The sequence below is a fragment of the Cyclobacteriaceae bacterium genome (assembly GCA_030584025.1).
In the GTDB taxonomy this organism is placed as follows: domain Bacteria; phylum Bacteroidota; class Bacteroidia; order Cytophagales; family Cyclobacteriaceae; genus UBA2336.
Genome location: CP129487.1, coordinates 3,431,742 through 3,451,880, shown reverse-complemented (window position 1 = coordinate 3,451,880; position 20,139 = coordinate 3,431,742). Strand labels below are relative to the sequence as shown.

Below are 20,139 nucleotides of genomic sequence, written 5' to 3'. Positions count from 1 at the left end.
TTTCAATGGATTTGCAGATTTTTGCCGCCTGGTACTTTCCGCATCATGAGTTCTGAAGACATTCAAGTTTCCGATCGTCATCCCGTTGTTTCCCTGCTGTTTATAATCATTCTGGTAGGTGTTGGTTTTTTGCTGGTGGGTCCAGGCATTGGGTTGGCCGTTGCCGCCTTGTTTTATGAAGGCGACTTGCTTTCCATGATGGCTAACCCGGATTATTCCGCGTTTCTTCCGCTCATGATCACCCAGACTTTTGCTGCATTCATTGGCTTGATCTTGTTCCCATTATTATATGTTCAGTTTTCGGAGCGAAAACCGGTAAGCAAACTCTTTAACTTCAACGAAAAATGGTTGTTGCTTATTCCTGTACTGATGATGATCGGCATTGGATTTCAAGTGGCGCTTTCTCCGGTAATTGAATGGAACATGCACCTGCAGTTTCCGGAGTTCATGGAAAACTTTGCCGACTGGGCGCGCGAACGCGAAGATGCTTTGATGGAACTTACGAAGGTGCTCACCAACTTTCAATCGCAACGCGATTTGATTATTGGTTTTATTGTGATTGCCATCCTTCCGGGAATTGGTGAAGAACTAGTATTTCGTGGGTTGATTCAAAATGAATTGAAGCGCGGAACAGGAAATCCGCACCTCGCCATTTGGGTTGCCGCCATTTTATTCAGCGCTATTCACATGCAGTTTTTTGGTTTTGTTCCACGTGTGTTGTTGGGTGCCTTGTTTGGCTACTTGTATCATTGGTCGGGTAACTTGATTATTCCCATGTTTGCTCACTTCTTCCACAATGGTTTTACGCTTATCATGTTGCATTTGTATAATCAGGGAATATCTGAACTCGACATGGAAAGCGAAGAGGCTGCACCCTGGCCCTGGGTAATGGTTGGGATTGTTTCCACATTTGCACTTTTGGTTTATTTCCGAAAGCTTTACAACACCAAACCTTCAACTTTTACGCGTGAGTAAAATTTTATCCCGTTATAACAACCTCACCCAGCGACTGATTACAGCTGTATTTGGTGCTGCAGCCATTATTGCCGGTGTTGCCTATGGTGAGTGGACGTACTTTGCTGTTTTCCTGTTCATCTGCTTTTTCTCGTTACTTGAGTTTTATAAGCTGGCCGGTCTTGACGGATTAATTCCGCTAAAAACATTGGGAACATTAAGCGGTGTGGTGATTTACGCACTTTCCTTTTTTGTAGAACGGGGAAACATTTCATCTCGGTACTACCTGTTGCTTTTTCCTCTGATCTCGTTGGCGTACATGATCAAGCTCTACAAAAAAACGGAACTGAAGCCTTTCACCAACATCGCGTATACCTTTTTGGGTATCTTTTACATTGCTGTTCCTTTTGCACTGTTGAACCATGCCGCATTTGATGACGGCTACTATAATTATGAGATCATTCTGGGTTCTTTTTTGATTTTATGGGCCAGTGATACCGGTGCATACTTTGCCGGAACATTGTTTGGAAAACATAAACTGTTTGAACGCATTTCGCCCAAAAAATCGTGGGAAGGATTTTGGGGGGGTGCGGCATTGGCTATGGCTATGACCTACGGTTTAAGCCTGTATTTCCAAAGCCTGAGTGTTGTTAACTGGATGATTGTTGCCTTGCTGATTATTATCGGAGGCACATTCGGTGATCTGGTAGAATCCCTGCTTAAAAGAAGCATGGCCATCAAGGATTCGGGGGATAGTTTACCCGGGCATGGCGGCTTTTTAGACCGATTTGATGGGTTGTTTATTTCAGCACCTTTTATTGTTGCTTATCTGGAGCTTTTCTGATCCTGACAATTCCCTTTTCGTGTAAAACCAGCGAAGGGCGAATGGAAATTCCTATATCTTTGCAACCGATTTAGCTGTCCGTTTTAAGTGATTTAAATCAGATTGCTGTCACTCAAAAAACGCTACTTTTACCGCTACTTTTTAACATTTATGGCATACATAGAACCTGCACCTTTAAAAGACAAGGAAAATCCATTTGAAGCAATGATGTCGAGGTTTCACGAAGCCTCCCAGATTCTTGGATTGGAAGATGAAATCTATAACGTATTAAAATCACCTGCACGCCAGGTAATCGTCTCGCTCCCCGTAACCATGGATGATGGAACCATCCGTGTGTTTGAAGGGTACCGCGTAGTACACTCCAATATTCTCGGTCCGTCAAAAGGCGGTATCCGATACGATCCACATGTAAACCTGGATGAAGTAAAGGCACTTGCCGCATGGATGACCTGGAAGTGTGCCGTGGTGGATATTCCGTATGGTGGTGCCAAGGGTGGCATTACCTGTAACCCACGCCAGATGTCGGCCGGAGAGATTGAACGATTAACCCGTTCCTATACCAGCGCGATGATCGATATCTTCGGTCCGGATCGTGATATTCCGGCACCGGATATGGGAACCGGCCCAAGAGAAATGGCCTGGTTAATGGATGAATATTCCAAAACACAAGGCATGACTGTTAATGCAGTAGTAACCGGTAAGCCTTTGGTGCTTGGTGGTTCACTTGGCAGAACTGAAGCAACCGGTCGTGGTGTAATGGTTTCTACCTTGACCGCGATGGAGAAAATGAAAATCAATCCGTACAAGGCCACCTGTGCTGTGCAAGGATTTGGTAACGTAGGGTCATGGGCCGCGCGTCTGTTAGCCGAACGCGGTTTGATCGTGCAAGCCGTTAGCGACATTTCAGGAGCATACTATAACGAAAAAGGAATTGATATTGAGGCTGCCGTAGCCTATCGCGATAAGAACAAAGGTTCTCTCGAAGGATTTGATGGCGCTGAAAAAATCAGTGGTGAAGATCTGTTGATTCTTCCGGTAGATGTATTAGTGCCAGCGGCCACTGAAGATGTAATCAAGGCGAGCAATGCACCCAATATTAAAGCCAAATTAATTGTGGAAGGTGCAAACGGACCAACATCATCCAAAGCCGATAGCATCATCAATGAAAAAGGAATCATTGTAGTGCCCGATATTTTGGCTAATGCCGGTGGTGTTACGGTATCGTATTTTGAGTGGGTACAAAACCGTTTAGGTTATAAGTGGGAAGCTGAGCGTGTTAACCGCAGATCAGACAGAATTATGAAAGATGCGTTTAACAACGTGTACAAAACCGCCAACGATTATAAAGTGCCCATGCGTACAGCCGCGTATATGGTGGCCATCGACAAAGTTGCGAAAACATACAAGTATCGCGGAGGATACTAATTCACAAACTATTTCCAAACCTGAGGCAGCAAGTGAACCTTGCTGCTTTTTTTATTCGTTCAGGTAAATGCCTTACCTTTGCCATTTAGATTCACACAATTCAATTTAAAGATGACCATTCACAAAGAAGGCCGCACGTTGCTGTTTGTATTATTAATCATTTTGGTGGCGATTATATGGGCATTCGATTACTTCTTTCCAGAACAACAACTTATCCGCAACATCGTGATTGGTGTAGGTGTGGTTTTCTACCTGATCGTACTTCAATTTTTCAGAAACCCAATTTTTACCGTTCAGAAAAATCCCAAACAGGTTATTGCTCCGGCTGATGGGAAAGTAGTTGTGATTGAAGAGGCCGAAGAAACCGAATACCTGAAAGGCAAACGCAAACAGGTTTCCATTTTCATGTCGCCCATCAACGTACACGTTAATCGCATGCCCGTTGGCGGCACCATCAGCTACTACCGCTATCATGAAGGTAAATATTTAGTTGCGTGGCACCCGAAATCAAGTACAGAAAATGAGCGCACTACGGTGGTAGCTAAAATGGATAACGGTGTAGAAATTCTATTTCGCCAGATTGCCGGTGCATTGGCGCGAAGAATCAAATGTTACGTTTCGGAAGGTCAAAAACTGGAACAAGGCGCTGAGTTCGGGTTCATCAAATTCGGGTCGCGAGTAGACATTTTTCTGCCCCTTGATGCAAAAATCACCGTAAACCTGGGCGATAAAACCACCGGTGGCAAGACCGTTATTGCCGAATTTTAACTTCAAAATATATCCGTTTATACGGCCTATTGGCCGTTTCCTTACAATTCACCCATCGTAAAAGGGCATTTTCCTGCCTTATTCGTATCTTTAAAGATTATTCAACACAATTTTTATCACATTTTATGAGCAGAGCCTCCTCCATTAAATTTCCTAGAGTTAAACAAGATTTCTTCGTCACCCTTAATCAACGCGTTAACGATTACTTTAAAAACAACAACATCAGCCGTCAGGCTAACGCACACATGATCATCAAATCAATTTTCATGTTTGCCCTTTATTTTACGCCATATGCCCTTATCATTTCAGGTGTGGTCACCAACGGTTGGGGCGTTATCGCCCTGGTAGTTGCCATGGGACTTGGTGTTGCCGGTATTGGCCTTTCTGTTATGCACGATGCCAATCACGGTGCGTACTCCAACAAAGCCTGGGTAAATAATCTTATCGGATATTCTTTAAATCTTATTGGTGCTAACGCATTCAACTGGAAAGTACAGCACAATGTATTGCACCATACCTATACGAACGTTCACGATGCCGATGAAGACATTAGTCCGCGTGGCATTTTGCGCATGCACCCAAGCTCTGAATGGAAACCTTTCCATCGTTTTCAACACTTATACGCATGGTTTTTCTATGGCCTCATGACCATCGTATGGATTTTGGTGAAAGATTTTGTCAGAATCATTCGCTATCAAAAAGATGGACTGGTAAAAAAGCAAAAAACAAACGCATTAACGGAGTGGACTATTTTGTTAGTCTCCAAAGCAGTTTTCGTAGGATACATTTTTGTTATACCGGTGTTACTGACTCCATATGCCTGGTGGCAGATTTTGCTCGGTATAATGGGCATGCATTACATTGCTGGTTTCATACTGGCCATTATCTTTCAACCGGCACACGTTATTGACGGAACAGAATACCCGGAACCCAATCAGGAGGGTGTGCTTGAAAATACGTGGGCCATTCACCAATTGCACACAACCACCAACTTTGCGCATAGCAACCGAATTCTTTCCTGGTATGTAGGTGGATTAAATTATCAGGTAGAACATCATTTATTCCCCAATATTTGTCACGTGCACTACCGCAAGATTTCCAAAATCGTGCGCGAAACTGCTCATGAATTTGGTCTGCCTTATAAATCAGAGCCAACGTTTATCAGTGCATTGGCCGGGCATACGCGTTTGTTGAAGGAGTTGGGAAAGCGACCTGCAATGGCTGTCTCCCAACATCAATCAAATGAATTGAGTATGCTAACGAACTGATCGTACTCCGCCAGTTCGCGCTCCACAATTTTCAAGGATTTTTCAACTTCATCCAGGTAAAGCCTGAGTTGAGATCGTATTGAAATGTTATCTGCCTTTTTGGAGAGTTCATGGATGGCCTTGAGCTCTTCAACTATACTGGAATAATTATATACTGTTGATAACGCAATTACCCGTTCATATCCTAAAAAATTAAGGGCACCGGTTGCTTTAGCCGATTCCCAGGCGGATGTATGTTGAGGAATCATAGACAATGAGGACACGCCAATATAGGTTGGTTTTCCTGCCCGATCCGTTTGGTTAATATCCGTTTCAATGTGGATATAATTGGAGTAATGTTGATTAAGCGAATCTGCTTCACGCGCCTCACCAATAAAGAGAAGTTGATCGTTGAGTTTGGCGGTTAGGTTATCCAATACCCGAATGCGATCGAGGTTTTCATTTACATTGGCATGAAGAATATTCTGATTAAACTCTATTTCTGTCAGCATCCTGGAAAAGGCAATATCGGCCAGTTCTTGCTGATTATGCCGCTCGCGCCACTCGTCTAACTCAAATGCAATCAAGATTCCAAAGAGGGCGCTGAAAAAACCAATTAAATGATTAGGCCAGTCGATGTTATATTTTGCAAGTGAGAGTTTCTTCATCGACTGGCTTTGGTTAGTTACGCAATTACCTGATCAAACGCTTTTGTAAATCCTTTCATTTCCTCCAGTGTGCCGATGCTTACCCGGCACCATTCCTTACCCGCATAATCCCACACGCGAATTTGATACCCCTTCTTCTCGGTTTCTTCAAGAATGGTTTTTCCATCTATCGGAGCAGGAAAAAATACCACGTTGGCTACTGATTTTCCATACGACCATTTTTTGCTGTCGAGGTAATTGAACAAGTGCTGACGGGCCTCTGCATTTTTCTTGCGTGTCATGGCCACAAAATCCTTATCCTCTAAGCTGGCCGCGGCTGCAGCTAAACCCGCCTGGTTATAATTGCCCCACATTTGCTTCGAGGCAATTTTCTTCAGCGTATCGGGTTGACCAATTAAATAACCAATGCGTAAACCTGCGAGGCCATAAATTTTTGAAAATGTTCTGCATACAATTGCATTATGTCCCTCCTTCACCAACTGCACCATGGATTTACTTTCGTATTGATCCAGAAATTCGATATAGGCTTCATCCACAAACACGGTAGCCCGCTTACTCGTTTCTATGCAAAACGATTTTAGTTTTTCAGTGTCCAAAACAGTACCGGTAGGATTGTTTGGATTCACAACAAAAATAATTTTAGTATCACCCTTAACCGCAGATGCCATAGCCTCCAGATCATGCACCATGTTATCATCCAGGTTTACCTGATCCCAACGGGCATTAAATTTCTGTGCATAATCCATCAACAGGCGGAAAGTTGGGAATGCTGACAGTACGGAACCGCCTTCCAGGCCAACAGAGATGCCGGTAAGGCAAAGCAACTCAGATGAGCCACCACCCAACAACACGTTTTCCGGTGCTACACCTTCACGCGCAGCAATTACTTTGCGTAGATCTTGAGCCACACCATGCGCATAGCGGTTTCCTTCACTTATGCTGGCAATAATGGCTTTGCGTGCTTTATCAGAAGGACCATACGGATTTTCATTTGACCCCAACCGAACAAGTTGATTCAAGTTTTTTGGTTCAATACCATACAACCACTCCGCCCGACTCACCGGTGCGGCCATTAACTCATTGGCTAAGGTTAAACTCAGGGGTAAACCTGCACCCGCTGCCAGCGCTGATTTCAACCATTGTCTGCGTGTTGTCATAATCTTTTATTTTTTACCACCTTGGTTTTTGATAATACGTTACATACGGTTCGCCATCCAACACAATCATGGGATCACCATTTTTAGGATGGTTGCGTTTCTCCAACGCATATGATCCAGAACCTTGCCCCATCTGCGAGTTGTAATAAATGCGAACGCCATCATACGTCCAGGTACCTTGATCACTGCTTTGTGAATTCGTTCCCCCATAGTATGCGTTTGTGTTCACACTTGATGATCGCTCAGCCGCATACTGGTATGTTCCATCTGCGTTTAGCGTAATGCATCGCTCTGAAGTTGATCCACCCGAGTTGGTAGAGGTCACGTTCGTCCAGCACCATTTACCAACAAGTTCCTGCGCCACGCGGCCTTTGCCAGGGGTTCCTGTTCCGGGTGACATCGGTGTTCCTGTATTCGTTGTACCCGAACCTCCTCGGGAATACGTGTAGCTCAACCCGCCACCCGAAATGGTTAGTTGATTTCCATTTAATGAATAAGCCAACGGAACCTGACCCTGTTGCGTTTGCAGCACAATATTATTACCGGATATTTGATACGCCATGGTTTGACCCATGTATAAACATTGGCCATTATTTTTAAACTCAATGGTTTCGCCATTGCCACTCCATGTGCCCACAATACTGCCACCTGAAGTTGCATTCATAGAATTACCTTGTTGTACCGCAGGAAGGTTTGAAGACTGTGTAGGTTGTGCTGGTGTGTTGACCGCACCTACACCCTGCCGCGAAAAAATAATATTACCATCAATATCACCACCCGAAAGGGTAAGCGAATTTCCTTGCTGTGCATAGGTATACTTCGTTGTTGCTCCGTCCATAGTCAGCGAAAGCGTGCTTCCGGAAAGTACATACTTCATGGGCGCACCATCAAATTCGCCAGAGCCATCTTTGTTTAACATCAGCGTCATCTGATAACCAAATTGATTGTTGGTCCAGACTCCATGAATGCCTGATTGTTGTTGAACTTTGGAACCGATTTGTGCACCCACTAAAAAGGAAAGCGTTACAAAAACGCCTGTAATGAATTTAGCCATACCAGCCTGATTGAGAAGGCTTACGAATGTAGCAAATGTACCTCCGATTAAAAAGAGGATTTTACAGAACCGGAAAAGTTCCCCTTCCTTATGGGGGAAATCAACTGTTAAATGAAACGCTCAATAATCCGCATCACTTGCTCCAGGTATTTTTCATCCACTTCGTCAAAGTCGTTCAGGCTATCGCTGTCGACATCCAATACCAGAAAAACCTCGTTGTTTTTAAATGCGGGCAATACAATTTCAGATTTTGATGCCGAGCTACACGCAATGTGGCCGGGGAATTCATCCACATTAGGAACGATGATCGTGCGCCTTTCCTTCCAGGAAGTTCCGCACACACCTTTACCCAATCCAATTCGGGTACAGGCAATTGGTCCTTGAAAGGGCCCGAGCACGAGTTCCTGCCTGCCGGTAGGCATGGAATTATCTTTAACCAGGTAAAAACCCACCCAGAAATAATTCATGGTTTGCTTTAGGGCTGCAGCAATGTTCGATAAGTTAGCCACAACATCCGGTTCGCCAGAAACAAGTGCCTCGATTTGTGGAACCAGCGTTTCGTAACGCTGCTGCTTATCAGTTGATGTGGATATGATGAGTTCTTCAGCCATTAATTTGTAAAGGGAATTTCCAGTTGTTTACAGATTTTTCTACACAATAAATCAGAAAGTTCGGGATGACGCCCTACTGCAGTTTGCTTTTTATTTATTGGATTTTGATAGATTGAATGATTGCTTCCTTCCCGCAACAAAACGCATCCCTGCGCATGCAAATGCCTCAGGAATTCTTTTCGCTTCATCCAACCAATTCAACAGAGTCCTTAATTACATTTCTACCACGGTACTCTACTTCTATCAGTTCACGATTTGTATCAAATATTTCAAGCAGGGCGTCCAACACATTGGCTTTACATTCTTCGATTGTCTTCCCCTGAGAAATGGCTGCAGGCACTTCTTCCAATTGGCCTACGTACCATCCATCTTCCGACTTTTCTATTACTATTGTAAATTTCATAACTCAAGTTACTAAATCTTATCCAAAACTCTCTTTGTCCTTTCATTCTCCACATTCCCCGTGTTCAACGTTGAGGCCGGTTCAAACAGCATTACTTCCACCTCTTCATCAGCCACTGGCCTGTGCTCTATACCGCGGGGAACAATAATAAATTCACCTTCACCAATTTCAACGGTCCTATCCCGAAACTCAATCTTTAATTTTCCTTTGATGATCAAAAACAGTTCATCTTCATGCTCGTGATGATGCCAGAAAAACTCGCCCTTTAATTTGGTAACCTTTACTTGCTGTCCATTCAGTTCACCAATGATCCTTGGATTCCAATGATCTGTAAACTGAGCAAATTTTTCTTTTAGATTAATCTTTTCCATCATAATGGGTGGTATGTAAACAAGGTATCTGTCGAAACGGTTTCCGTTGAAGAAAGTTTTCCTTTCAGTTCAGGTGCTTTAATTCCCTTTCCAAAGATGCGTGTAGCTTGGAAAATACGTGCCTCATCCCACAATCCACTTGATATGAAAAATTGTAAGGTTTGCGCACCACCTTCTACGATTACGGATTGAATGCCGCGTTTGTGCAAATCCTGTAAAAGTTGTGGCAGGAAATCCGTTTCATCAATACGCGCCAGAATCAAGTTGTCGTGCTCTTCGTGCTTCAATACATTATACACAATTGTCTTCTGACTGCGGTCAAACACGTTCAGCTTTTCACTCAATTTTAAAAACCGATCAATCACAATACGAACCGGATTTCTTCCCGTCCACTCCCGAACATTCAATTGCGGGTTATCGTGAAACACCGTTTTAGTCCCCAACAATATGGCATCCTCTTCACTGCGCCACTTATGCACCAGTTGTCGTGAAAATTCGTTGCTGATCCATTTCGAATCGTAATTGGCTTGCGCGATAAATCCATCCGCAGTCTGCGCCCATTTTAAAATAATGTATGGGCGCTTTTTCTCTACATCGGTAAAGAAACGTTTGTTTAACTCACGCCCTTGCTTATCCAGTATTCCGGTAATCACTTCAATGCCGGCCTCACGTAGTTTTTTTATTCCCTCACCAGAAACGTTTGGATGTGTGTCGAGATTCGCGATTACTACTTTTTTTACCTGATGACGAATCAACAGATCAACACACGGTGGGGTTTTACCAAAATGTGAGCACGGTTCAAGATTGACATACACGGTGCTCTCTTTCAGTAATTCCTGATTTTCAACAGCAGCTACCGCATTTACTTCCGCATGTGCTTCACCAAATTTTTTATGCCAGCCCTCTCCAATTATTCTATCATTATGCACAATAACACATCCCACCAACGGATTCGGGCTCACAGTTCCACGGCCCAATGCAGCCAATTCCAGACAACGCTGCATAAAAAGCTCATCAATGTGGTGATCGTGTTTCTTCATTGTTAATTTTACAGGTGGATGTAAACTTACAACAGTTTTCGCGAAGAAAGATTTTCAAAAGGCCTATGAACGCAAAAAAGCTGCATGCAGAATTTGTAGAAAAAATCAAGCTGGAGGAATCTGCAGAAGAAATTCAGCAGCTCGGCTTCATGGTTATGGAACATGAGTTGGGGTTATCCACCACTGAAATATTAATGGAAAAAGAGGTAGAGATACCAACGGATGTACAAAACAAGTTGGTTACCATTGCGCAACGACTAAACGACCATGAGCCGATTCAATATGTTTTGGGTGATGAGGAGTTTCTTGGAAGACGATTTCTGGTTAGTCCGGCTGTGTTGATTCCGCGCCCCGAAACCGAAGAACTGGTAAAACAGGTTCCGTTTCCTCCTGCCACCGGTGAAGAAACCACCGTTCGCATACTCGACATTGGAACGGGAAGCGGTTGCATTGCCATCTCATTAAAGTCATTGATGCCCCATGCCGAAGTGTATGCCACCGATGTAAGTAATGAAGCGTTAACAATCGCTCAAAAAAATATTGAGCGACTTGAGCCTCAGGTCAAGTTACTTAAACATGACATCCTGCACGAAGACATTCCCGTACATGATCTTGATGTTATTGTAAGCAACCCGCCCTACGTGACGCAGCAAGAAAAGGAATCCATGCAGCAACATGTATTGGATCACGAACCCCATGTGGCACTTTTTGTTCCCGACAATGATCCATTGGTTTTTTATAAAGCCATTGCAGCGCGTGGAAAAAAAGTGCTAAAACCGGGAGGCAAAGTCGTGGTGGAAATCAACGCCCTATACGGCAACGAAACTGTTTCCGTATTTGAATCCGAAAATTACACCGATGTTGCCCTCATTAAAGACATGCATGGTAAAAATCGTTTTGTACTCGCAACCTGGAATCCTGCATGAATCCTGTTCTTCTGCTTCACGGAGCCCTTGGCTCGTCATCTCAACTTGAACCGTTAAAGCAAAACCTGGAGGCTCAGGGAAGAGCTGTTCTCATGCTCAACTTTTCAGGGCATAGTGGCACACCCTTTCGGGGATCATTTGGCATTGAAACTTTTGCTGATGATGTGTTGGCATTTCTTGACAATCAAACCCTTAATCAGGTTGATCTATTCGGATACAGCATGGGCGGGTATGTGGCGGTTTGGCTTGCTTTAAAACATCCGGAACGTGTTGGTAAAATTACTACACTCGGCACCAAATTCGATTGGTCACCTGAATCGGCTGAACAGGAAGTCCGAAAACTAAACGCTGAAAAAATTCTGGAAAAAGTGCCTGCCTTCGCGCGCATACTGGAACACCGCCACTCCCCTAACGACTGGAAAGAATTATTGAACAAAACCCGCGGCATGATGCTGGGCCTGGGAAACCAACCATTGCTTACCGAAGAAAACCTGAAAACCATTCAGCATAAAATTATAATCTGCCTTGGCGATCAGGACGATATGGCCGATCGAAAATATTCGGAACAAGTAGCGGATTGGTTACCGAACGGAACGTTCGAGCTTTTGGAAAATACACCTCATCCCATTGAAAAAGTTGAATTGAATAAACTTGTCGAGTTAATAAAAGCTTAGTGCCTTGGAGTCTTCGTGGTCTCTTTTCTTAAAGCAGAAAAACATTTAACCAGGCTACAGAAGCACCTCTCCAACCCAAAATGGAAAATCGGCTTCGGCCTTTACCACACCATCTTTTATGGCAAGACCTTGTGCATCTAAGCCACCAATTGGTTTTACATTCTCCGGAAATTCAAATTGCGTTCCCCGACTTACCCACTTTTCAAATTTTCCGTTGCGGGTAAAAATCCACCGCTTGCCTTCAAAAAAAGTTACTACATCCAGGCGGTCAGCAAAAGCTTCAACCAAGTCAGGCGCAGCACCCACCACATTTACCGCTTTATACTTTCCTGCCGTTAAAAACATCATGCCGGTATTTATTGGGTGATCTGGTGTATGATGACTTAAAATCTTCACAGGTGCCTGATCATTTAGCAACTTCACATATCCACTCACCTGCTCCGGTGCACTGATCACCATATCTAATTTTATTCCCCAGCTCAGCACGGTTTCGAGTGCGGACTCCAGTACAATAACAGTTGGGCTCCACTCCAGCAATTGTTCAATCCATATAAATGGAAGATTTTCAGCATCTGCAATAAGCAACGCAGGCTCCTGATTTTCCCGAACAATGTGGTGTGACGACATAATTACTGTTAAATTAACCAAACAGGAACATATTCAAACCAAACCAGATGAATTGGCTTGTTTCCCAAATTTTGATGAAACTTGATGCCTGATTTATGGCCTTTCAGACAAAAATTTAAAAGAATATTCGCCCGACTGTAACCCTGCGCAACCATTTCAGTAAAAGCAGGTGACGATTGCAACATTTTGCATAAATAACAGTCTTTCGAAAAAATTATTATGATTCGTAATTACCTGCTCGTTGCGCTGCGCAACTTCACTCGCCAACAATTCTACTCCTTTATTAATGTGATTGGACTGGCCACCGGACTGGCCTGCGCCCTGTTTATTTACCTATGGGTACACGATGAGGTAAACATGAATTCATTTCATGAGCGTATTGACCGCTTGTACCAGGTGGTGTTAAACATCAAGCGCCCCGATCAGGTAATTACCTGGGACAACACACCGGGGCCGCTGGCCGAAGAAATCAGAACGAATTTTGAAGAAGTAACCCACATCACACAGGTTTATAATGAAGGCGAGCACCTCTTTCAGGTTGACGAAAAGGGGTTTATGGAGAATGGATACTACAGTAACTCTGAATTCTTTAAAGTCTTTACTTTTCCCATCGTTCACGGAGATGCAGAAAATCCGATTCGCGATAAGCGCTCCGTAGCCATTTCTGAAACCCTGGCTCAAAAACTTTTTGGTAACGATGATCCGATTGGCAAAACCGTAACCGTTCGTAAACAGTATGAACAAAAGGTAACAGCTGTATTTGCCAATCCACCCAAAAGCTCAACCCTTCAGTTTGATTTTATTCTCCCGTTCGATATTCACCGTGATGAACGAGGCGAAAACTTCAGTTGGAACAATGCCGACTACTGGCTATACCTCACCTTAGCTGAACAGAGCGACATCAATGCCTTCCGTGAAAAAGTAAATGTTCAACTCGACAAGGTTACCGCATCAGAAGAGGGAACAGACTACATGGATCTGTATGTGCAGCCTTTTTCGGAACGTTACCTGCGCTCCAATTTTGAAAATGGAGTACCTGCTGGCGGACGCATGGAGTATGTAAAAATATTTTCTATCGTGGCCGTTTTTATACTGATCATCGCCTGTATCAATTTTATGAACATGGCTACAGCCAAAGCAGCAACCCGCGCACGCGAAGTAGGAGTTCGAAAAGTGGTTGGGGCACAGCGAAGAAGTCTGATTTTTCAATTCATGATGGAAGCGATGCTGTTCAGTGCAGTTTCCATGTTGGTGGCATTTGGTGTGGTGTATACGCTGCTGCCCTTGTTCAACTTACTGGTTTCCAAAAATATTGTACTTGATTTCGGTGATGGCATGATTTGGTTAACCGCCCTGGGCATTGTATTGATCACGGGCATTATTGCCGGCAGTTACCCTGCACTTGTGCTTTCGTCTTATCGTCCTGCTTCCGTGTTGAAAGGCAATCTTTCCACCACCTTTAGTGGCATGAACCTGCGCAGGGCATTGGTCATTTTTCAATTTACACTTACCGTAGTACTCATAGCCAGTGCCATTGTCGTGCATAACCAGATGCAATTTATTCAACAGAAAAACCTGGGATACAACCGCGAATCGGTGGTCATGTTTGCGGTGCGTGGCGCCACCAACCGCGATTTTGAAGTATTCAGAAATGAAGTACTCAAGAGTACCACCGTTACCAATATGGGTAAAGCCAACGGTTCTTTCATCCAGATTCAAAATCAAACCTCATCGGTAAACTGGTCGGGCAAGCCGGAAGGAGAAAATCCATATTTCCGTGCCGTGGTTGTCGACTTTGATGTATTGCAAACGCTTAACTTCTCTCTGCAGTCAGGAAGACTTTTCTCACGCGAATTTAATGACACAAGCAATTTCGTACTCACCCAACGTGCCGTTGAACAAATGGGATTAACTGAACCTGTTGGTCAGCGTATTTCCCTGTGGGGAACAGAAGGAACCGTTGTTGGCGTTGTGGATGATTTTCACAGCCGCTCTATGCATGAAGCCATTGACCCGATTGTATTTATGTGCAATCCGCAATGGGGCGGATTGGTTTATGCACGCGTTGAACCCGCACAGGCTCAGGCAGCCATCGAACACATTCAGGCTACGTACAAAAAATTCAGTCCGGAATACCCGTTCGAATACACCTTTATGGATGAAAGCTTCGGCAAACTTTACAAAACCGAACAGGTTACCGGTACGTTGGCCCTCGGCTTCACCGCCATGGCAATTGTCATATCTGCTTTAGGCCTGCTTGGGTTAGCTGCTTACACAGCCGAACGAAGAAAAAAGGAAATCAGCATTCGAAAAACATTGGGCGCTTCCGTAAGTGGACTTGTTACCTTGATCACCCGCGACTTTGTAGTGCTCAGTCTGATTGCTGCTGTGGTTGGTTGTCCGATTGCCTGGTGGCTAATGAAGGGCTTTCTGAATAACTATGCTTACCGTACTGTGCTTGGTTGGGAAGTATTTATATTCACCGCAATTGGTGTGATGGTGCTTTCCCTTTTGATCGTTATCTATCAAGTAGCCAAAGCAGCTATGGCCAACCCGGTAAATTCGTTACGGAACGAGTAACCTAAAGGCTGAAATATTCCCACGCCATAATCAAGGTGGCGGAATGGATAAACTGATCCAGCCCAATGATGAGAAAGAAAACCCTGCGGTTATTGTGGTAAGCTGTTGTGAGTTTGCTGGTAAAAAAATCGGTAACCCAATGCAGTGTTCCATTTACTCCGGCAAATAGTAAGGCAGTTTGCCCATCCAGCAGCAGTAATGAAAAGCCAAGCAATACAATCGTGTAGGTGAGTACATGAACGCTGAGCCATTTTATGCTTTTGCTTTTGTTGAGTGCCATCGTTTCGGTTTGAAACAGAAAGTCGGCAACCCAATGTGCGAACAAAATAGTAATGAGTGGATGTAGCTCCATAATTGCAAGACTTCAAGCTAATGCATATTGAGCAAAAAATCTACACTGACTTGAAACTTGAATTTTTTCGTCCGCAATTCTTACAAGGCCTATACCCAAGCAACCTCGCCTCCTCCTCATGCTGAAAAAATACCCGATTCTCGCGCTTCATGCGTTTGCCTGAATAACACCGCAGTGTCCCATAAATTTTTAAACGCAGATTCCCAGCCAGCACTACTTCCCTGTTGCGCAACAAATGCCTCAGTTCTTCCTTAGTTACGTGTTTATGATACCACATCAGGCGGCATCGTGAAAAATCAATCCCAACGCAAATCGTTGCCCGTGCTTGACCTCGCTCACACCGTGCCTCATGCGCGACTTGTAAAATCCACGTTTACCGGCCACCGGTCTGAAGTTGGTGGTAAAAATTACCGCATCGCCCTGATTAGGCCGGATAACTTCTACTCTGGATTGCGCACGTGGCAGTTGTTCGGTAAGCACCAAATCACCTCCCTCGTGTTCAACACCTTGCTGCGTTAACACAAAAACAACCTGAAAGGGAAAGTAAACTTCGCCATACAAATCCTGATGCAAGGTATTATACCCACCAGGTTGATACCGTAGTATAAGTGGTGTCGGGCGGAGTTGATTTTTTGCTTTGCATAATTCGAGTAATTTCTGATGCTGCTCCGGATATTGAATTTCAACGCGCAACTTTTGCATCCACCCATTGGCTAATGTTGATAAGGGTTGATAAAAACTTTCTCGTAAAACCTGGATGATTGGCGGTAGTGGATAATTAAAATACTTGTACTCCCCTTTACCAAAGCGGTATCGTTCCATGGAAATCACCCTGCGAAAGAGTTGATCATCCTCATAAAAACCTTGCAGGTGTTCGCACTCAGGCTTTGAAAGCACTTCCGGAATAATGGCGTATCCTTTTGCGTTGAGAGATTCAATTATCTCAGTCCAGTTCATGGATTGAATCGATTTCATTTTCAAAATTTTCAATACAAAAGTGAACGCCACCTCTGTACGCTTCAACCTGAAACTTGCGGACTTGCTTGCACCGCTTGCTTTGCCACCTTTGATACTTGTACATTTACGCATGAAGCTTACGCTCACCCTTCCGGAGGAATTCAGCTATGAACATTGCCTGCAGTTTTTAAAACGGTCCCCAAAAGAATTGCTGCATACCCTCGAAGGTAACTCGGTATACAAGGCCATACCAATCGACAATGAAATTGTTTTGTTCTCTGTAAGTGAGAAAAAGAATACGCTGATAATCGATTTTATAAACACCAAGCCCTCAACATCACAGCAGGAAAAAACAAAACAATTTGTAACCGAATGGTTCGACCTTGAAACTGATCTCAAACCATTTTACCAGCTCGCTAAAAAAGACGAATTGCTGAAACCCCTGATCAAAAAATATTTCGGCTACCGCATTGTTGGTCAGCCGGACTTGTTTGAGTCGCTAGTATGGGCAGTGCTCGGACAACAGATTAACCTTGGTTTTGCCTACACCTTGAAGCAGCGGTTTGTTGAAAAATTTGGGGAGGCCGTATGCTGGAACGGAAATACCTACCACCTTTTTCCATCACCCGAAAAAGTAGCAACCCTGACCGATGAAGACCTGCTTCCACTCCAGTTTTCACGACAAAAAAGTAAATACACGACAGGCATCGCGCAGGCATTTGCTGAAGGAAGCATTTCAAAACATCAGCTTAAAGATTTAGCTCTCACGGAAGCAAAAGAAAAACTAATGACCATAAAAGGTGTTGGCAACTGGACAGCCAATTACGCCCTCATGAAAACCTTTCGTTACCCCGATGCTTTTCCATTAGAAGATGCCGGCTTGCACAATGCGCTGAAAAATCAACTTGGTCTTGACAAAAAACCAAGCCTTGATCGCGTTAAAAAGATCTTTAAGAAATACGTAGGTTGGGAGGCGTACGCTACGCTTTATTTGTGGAAAAGTTTGTAAGTAATTTTTATTTCACCCTCATTCTACTTGTTTTATTGCGTAGCCAAATTTCAAGGATTACCAAAGATGGCACCCAGCTTAACCAAACAATCAAAGTATAAACTTCCTCACCTCTATATCCTAGGGTAGCAAAAACAAAAGAAAGAAACCGTAGTAAAATAGCTGCAAATGACAGACAAAAGCTTCTGTACGCAAATTGCTCATGGATATCCCAATCCCTTTTTTTTGCTGCTTGAAACGCCTTTAATGTGACCAGCCACCACAAAATGGCCAATACAGCAAACCCCAGCTTGGCTAAAAAATTACCATTAGCATAAAAACTCATTAACAATCCTGATGGCGCAGATACACCCAATATCAAAATGATACTCACTTTGCCTACCAGTTTATGAATTTGAGGAAGTCTCTTTCTCCTCCTCTCGAAAAGCAGAAACAAACCCATCAATATTATTAGTCCAGAGGTATAAACATGAGCATAAAATGATGGGAGATAGACTGTGCTCTTAACCAGTTCATACTTAGATTTCAGAAGATCAGTTTGCTCTCCAGCAAACAGGGGTGCATTGATATAATAAATAGAAACTAAAACGAGAATGGTGAAAATCAGAAAGGAATATATAACAAATCGATCAACCAGCCGGAACATATAGTACTGAATCTCGCTGTACAATTATTTCCTTATGCCTTTTCAAATACTCTAGAATAAATTGAATGTTGTGCCTGTCAATCTCAGTTAACAGATGATCTACGTTGTCATTTGCAGGGGTATACCATGATTTATCCTCAAAATAGGTTTTCCATTTCTCTGTTTTGAATTTAAATCCATACTCCGCAAAAATTTCGTTTCTCATAATGTCAAGCTGATCTTTTGATAGATTTTTTGTTATAACCATGTTTGGCTTTTGGGAAGACCAGTCGTAATTCTCCCAATCAACAAACTCTGCATCACAAGTTGAAAAATAACTTTCGTCAATTTTTACAAATTTTGTAAAGCCGAATTGCCTGTTTGTTGTAAGTTCCTCTATACTACCATTATCAGTTACGCTAAAGTATTTGTACTCCTTTCTATTTGTTACTTCAAAGAGTGTGTTCGAAATACTCTTATAGGAATATTCGTTGCAAGGGCCCGCATAGTCTAAACTGTTTGAGAGCAATTCCTTCACACTTGAAACTGGGTTGAGTTCATAATCGACAACTTGAAGCTGGTCCTTTCCAAAGTGATATTCTCTTGCATCGGCTCCTGACTCAACAAATGAGCTTATCAATGAATAAAGTCTATCCATGGCAGAATAAACTTTTTCAACTTTAATTGAAGTGAAGTTCATACCCATTGAATAGCTCGATTCATTTTCGATGGCTACATAAGCATTTGCTATTGGTGTTATTCCGAGATCCTTCAAATAAGATGGATAAATAAGCAGACCAGTACTTTCATATTCATCAAACTCAGCATCTACTTCTCTGTATAGAATAAGATCACCTGGGTATCTGAATTCCCATTCGGTTACCAAACCTGATTCTACCGGTGATCGAAATAAATTTTTGTCTTGATGCGATTCATAATCAAAATGCACCACTCCTTTTGTGTCAATCCAGCCATACTGATTTCCCTTTCTTACCTGAGCAAGGACATTGGACTCCTTTTTATATGGATAAATACCGTCAAATTCAACAGGAACGAAAAGACTACCATCAACTGTATACAATCCCTTCTTACCATTTAACTCCACCTCAATCATTCCTAAAAAGCTTCCATGAAAATTGTAAACTTTATCATAATTAACCGGAACAATAACACGGTTTTCTGAAGTTACAACACCTACTCGATAATCACCTTTGTCACGCTGATCATCGTATTTATATGGGTAAGTCCAATTTCCATCAACTACATAGAAAACCACAATCCCATTATCAATTGCAAAGAATGGAACAGTATCATACTGGGCGCTTATTACTTTTGCCATGTCAACTATTCTATTCAAAATTGAATCTCCTCTTATAATATTATCTCCATTCCTTTGATTCGTTACTTCCTGCCAAACACCATACTCCTTAATTCTTTGAACAAATGAAGGCAGCATCGTTTTGATCCGAAACTGATCCTCTTTGAATTCTTCGATTTCAAGTACGAGCTGAGATGTTGATCTGTAATCTCCTATATCGGAACTGATATCGAAAGGCAATTGAACAACTACGACATTTGTTTCATCAGATTTAAGCTCTATGCTTAGATCATCCGTATTAAAGGATAGGGATAATCCCGTAGGTCTATTCCAAATTATTGAGGGTATTTGAAACGTTGGTGAGTACAGTCTTCGTATAGATTTTTCATTAGAAGATTGAATAGCTTCGATCCACTCGAATACAAAAGATTTAACTTTAGCTGAATTATCTTCGTTGGAGCAGGAAAAAGTAAATACTATAAGGGGAAGAATAAAAAGTCTTTTCATATTAAGAGATAATTCAGTCAAG

Annotated in this window: 22 protein-coding genes; 9 read left to right on the top strand and 13 right to left on the bottom strand. The window is 43.0% G+C overall.

The genetic code is table 11. The features are described 5' to 3' along the window. Positions 1–45 precede the first annotated feature (45 nt). From QY309_15535 to QY309_15515, 5 genes are all read left to right on the top strand, one after another. A complete protein-coding gene (locus QY309_15535) occupies positions 46–975 on the top strand; it encodes a type II CAAX endopeptidase family protein (GenBank protein WKZ59264.1) in 930 nt (309 codons plus the stop codon). Then, on the top strand, positions 968–1,798 hold the full coding sequence (locus QY309_15530; protein ID WKZ59263.1) for a phosphatidate cytidylyltransferase: 831 nt from the start codon (positions 968–970) through the stop codon (positions 1,796–1,798). Before QY309_15535 ends, QY309_15530 begins: the two co-directional genes overlap by 8 nt. Before the next feature lie 150 nt (positions 1,799–1,948). Continuing rightward, positions 1,949–3,223 carry a Glu/Leu/Phe/Val dehydrogenase gene (locus QY309_15525; protein WKZ59262.1) on the top strand — a complete coding sequence of 425 codons (1,275 nt, stop codon included), beginning with the start codon at positions 1,949–1,951 and terminating at the stop codon, positions 3,221–3,223. 111 nt (positions 3,224–3,334) lie between these two features. Next, positions 3,335–3,991 (top strand): phosphatidylserine decarboxylase family protein, encoded by a 657-nt coding sequence (locus QY309_15520; protein ID WKZ59261.1) that lies wholly within the window; start codon positions 3,335–3,337, stop codon positions 3,989–3,991. Between the two features lie 125 nt (positions 3,992–4,116). Beyond that, entirely contained in the window at positions 4,117–5,259 is a 1,143-nt protein-coding gene (locus QY309_15515; GenBank protein WKZ59260.1) for an acyl-CoA desaturase, read from the top strand. Here QY309_15515 and QY309_15510 read toward each other — a convergent pair. The 7 genes from QY309_15510 to ribD all read right to left on the bottom strand — a co-directional run bounded on the left by QY309_15510 (position 5,226) and on the right by ribD (position 10,542). Next, the gene (locus QY309_15510; GenBank protein ID WKZ59259.1) at positions 5,226–5,906 is read right to left on the bottom strand and encodes a hypothetical protein; all 681 of its coding nucleotides are present in this window, start codon (positions 5,904–5,906) and stop codon (positions 5,226–5,228) included. The two genes, QY309_15515 and QY309_15510, sit on opposite strands and share 34 nt — an antisense overlap. A gap of 17 nt (positions 5,907–5,923) precedes the next feature. Further along, entirely contained in the window at positions 5,924–7,063 is a 1,140-nt protein-coding gene (locus QY309_15505) for a histidinol-phosphate transaminase (GenBank protein ID WKZ59258.1), read from the bottom strand. Positions 7,064–7,076: 13 nt separating this feature from the next. Next, positions 7,077–8,117 (bottom strand): hypothetical protein, encoded by a 1,041-nt coding sequence (locus QY309_15500; GenBank protein ID WKZ59257.1) that lies wholly within the window; start codon positions 8,115–8,117, stop codon positions 7,077–7,079. 107 nt (positions 8,118–8,224) lie between these two features. Next, entirely contained in the window at positions 8,225–8,728 is a 504-nt protein-coding gene (locus tag QY309_15495; GenBank protein WKZ59256.1) for a GAF domain-containing protein, read from the bottom strand. Positions 8,729–8,912: 184 nt separating this feature from the next. Beyond that, complete coding sequence (locus QY309_15490; GenBank protein ID WKZ59255.1) at positions 8,913–9,131, bottom strand: type II toxin-antitoxin system HicB family antitoxin; 219 nt, start codon at positions 9,129–9,131, stop codon at positions 8,913–8,915. 11 nt (positions 9,132–9,142) lie between these two features. Continuing rightward, positions 9,143–9,502, bottom strand: a complete 360-nt coding sequence (locus tag QY309_15485) for a cupin domain-containing protein (GenBank protein ID WKZ61711.1) — start codon at positions 9,500–9,502, stop codon at positions 9,143–9,145. Continuing rightward, positions 9,502–10,542: a bifunctional diaminohydroxyphosphoribosylaminopyrimidine deaminase/5-amino-6-(5-phosphoribosylamino)uracil reductase RibD gene (ribD, locus tag QY309_15480; protein ID WKZ59254.1), complete on the bottom strand. Its 1,041-nt coding sequence runs from the start codon at positions 10,540–10,542 to the stop codon at positions 9,502–9,504. Before ribD ends, QY309_15485 begins: the two co-directional genes overlap by 1 nt. Before the next feature lie 65 nt (positions 10,543–10,607). Here ribD and prmC point away from each other — a divergent pair, with 65 nt between their 5' ends. Together prmC and QY309_15470 are read left to right on the top strand one after the other, a co-directional pair. Beyond that, positions 10,608–11,468: a peptide chain release factor N(5)-glutamine methyltransferase gene (gene prmC, locus QY309_15475; GenBank protein WKZ59253.1), complete on the top strand. Its 861-nt coding sequence runs from the start codon at positions 10,608–10,610 to the stop codon at positions 11,466–11,468. Then, complete coding sequence (locus tag QY309_15470; GenBank protein WKZ59252.1) at positions 11,465–12,142, top strand: alpha/beta hydrolase; 678 nt, start codon at positions 11,465–11,467, stop codon at positions 12,140–12,142. The genes prmC and QY309_15470 overlap by 4 nt, the downstream gene beginning before the upstream one ends. A gap of 54 nt (positions 12,143–12,196) precedes the next feature. On the opposite strand, the gene QY309_15465 is transcribed toward QY309_15470, so the two are convergent. Further along, a complete protein-coding gene (locus QY309_15465) occupies positions 12,197–12,769 on the bottom strand; it encodes a hypothetical protein (GenBank protein ID WKZ59251.1) in 573 nt (190 codons plus the stop codon). Positions 12,770–12,988: 219 nt separating this feature from the next. Here QY309_15465 and QY309_15460 point away from each other — a divergent pair, with 219 nt between their 5' ends. Beyond that, entirely contained in the window at positions 12,989–15,349 is a 2,361-nt protein-coding gene (locus QY309_15460) for an ABC transporter permease (GenBank protein ID WKZ59250.1), read from the top strand. A 1-nt stretch (position 15,350) separates the two neighbouring features. Here QY309_15460 and QY309_15455 read toward each other — a convergent pair whose 3' ends face one another. From QY309_15455 to QY309_15445, 3 genes are read right to left on the bottom strand one after another with little or no spacing between them, the layout of a single operon-like run. Beyond that, positions 15,351–15,701, bottom strand: coding sequence for a DUF3307 domain-containing protein (locus QY309_15455; protein WKZ59249.1), 351 nt, complete (start codon positions 15,699–15,701; stop codon positions 15,351–15,353). A gap of 40 nt (positions 15,702–15,741) precedes the next feature. Beyond that, entirely contained in the window at positions 15,742–15,978 is a 237-nt protein-coding gene (locus QY309_15450) for an Ada metal-binding domain-containing protein (GenBank protein WKZ59248.1), read from the bottom strand. Next, on the bottom strand, positions 15,978–16,676 hold the full coding sequence (locus QY309_15445; protein WKZ59247.1) for a 2OG-Fe(II) oxygenase: 699 nt from the start codon (positions 16,674–16,676) through the stop codon (positions 15,978–15,980). The genes QY309_15450 and QY309_15445 overlap by 1 nt, the downstream gene beginning before the upstream one ends. Before the next feature lie 22 nt (positions 16,677–16,698). Here QY309_15445 and QY309_15440 point away from each other — a divergent pair, with 22 nt between their 5' ends. Further along, positions 16,699–17,667: a DNA-3-methyladenine glycosylase gene (locus tag QY309_15440; protein ID WKZ59246.1), complete on the top strand. Its 969-nt coding sequence runs from the start codon at positions 16,699–16,701 to the stop codon at positions 17,665–17,667. A gap of 7 nt (positions 17,668–17,674) precedes the next feature. Here the strand turns inward: QY309_15440 and QY309_15435 are convergent, their stop codons facing one another. Then, entirely contained in the window at positions 17,675–18,313 is a 639-nt protein-coding gene (locus tag QY309_15435) for a DUF2306 domain-containing protein (GenBank protein ID WKZ59245.1), read from the bottom strand. Next, complete coding sequence (locus QY309_15430) at positions 18,297–20,117, bottom strand: YARHG domain-containing protein (protein WKZ59244.1); 1,821 nt, start codon at positions 20,115–20,117, stop codon at positions 18,297–18,299. The genes QY309_15435 and QY309_15430 overlap by 17 nt, the downstream gene beginning before the upstream one ends. Between the last annotated feature and the right edge of the window lie 22 nt (positions 20,118–20,139).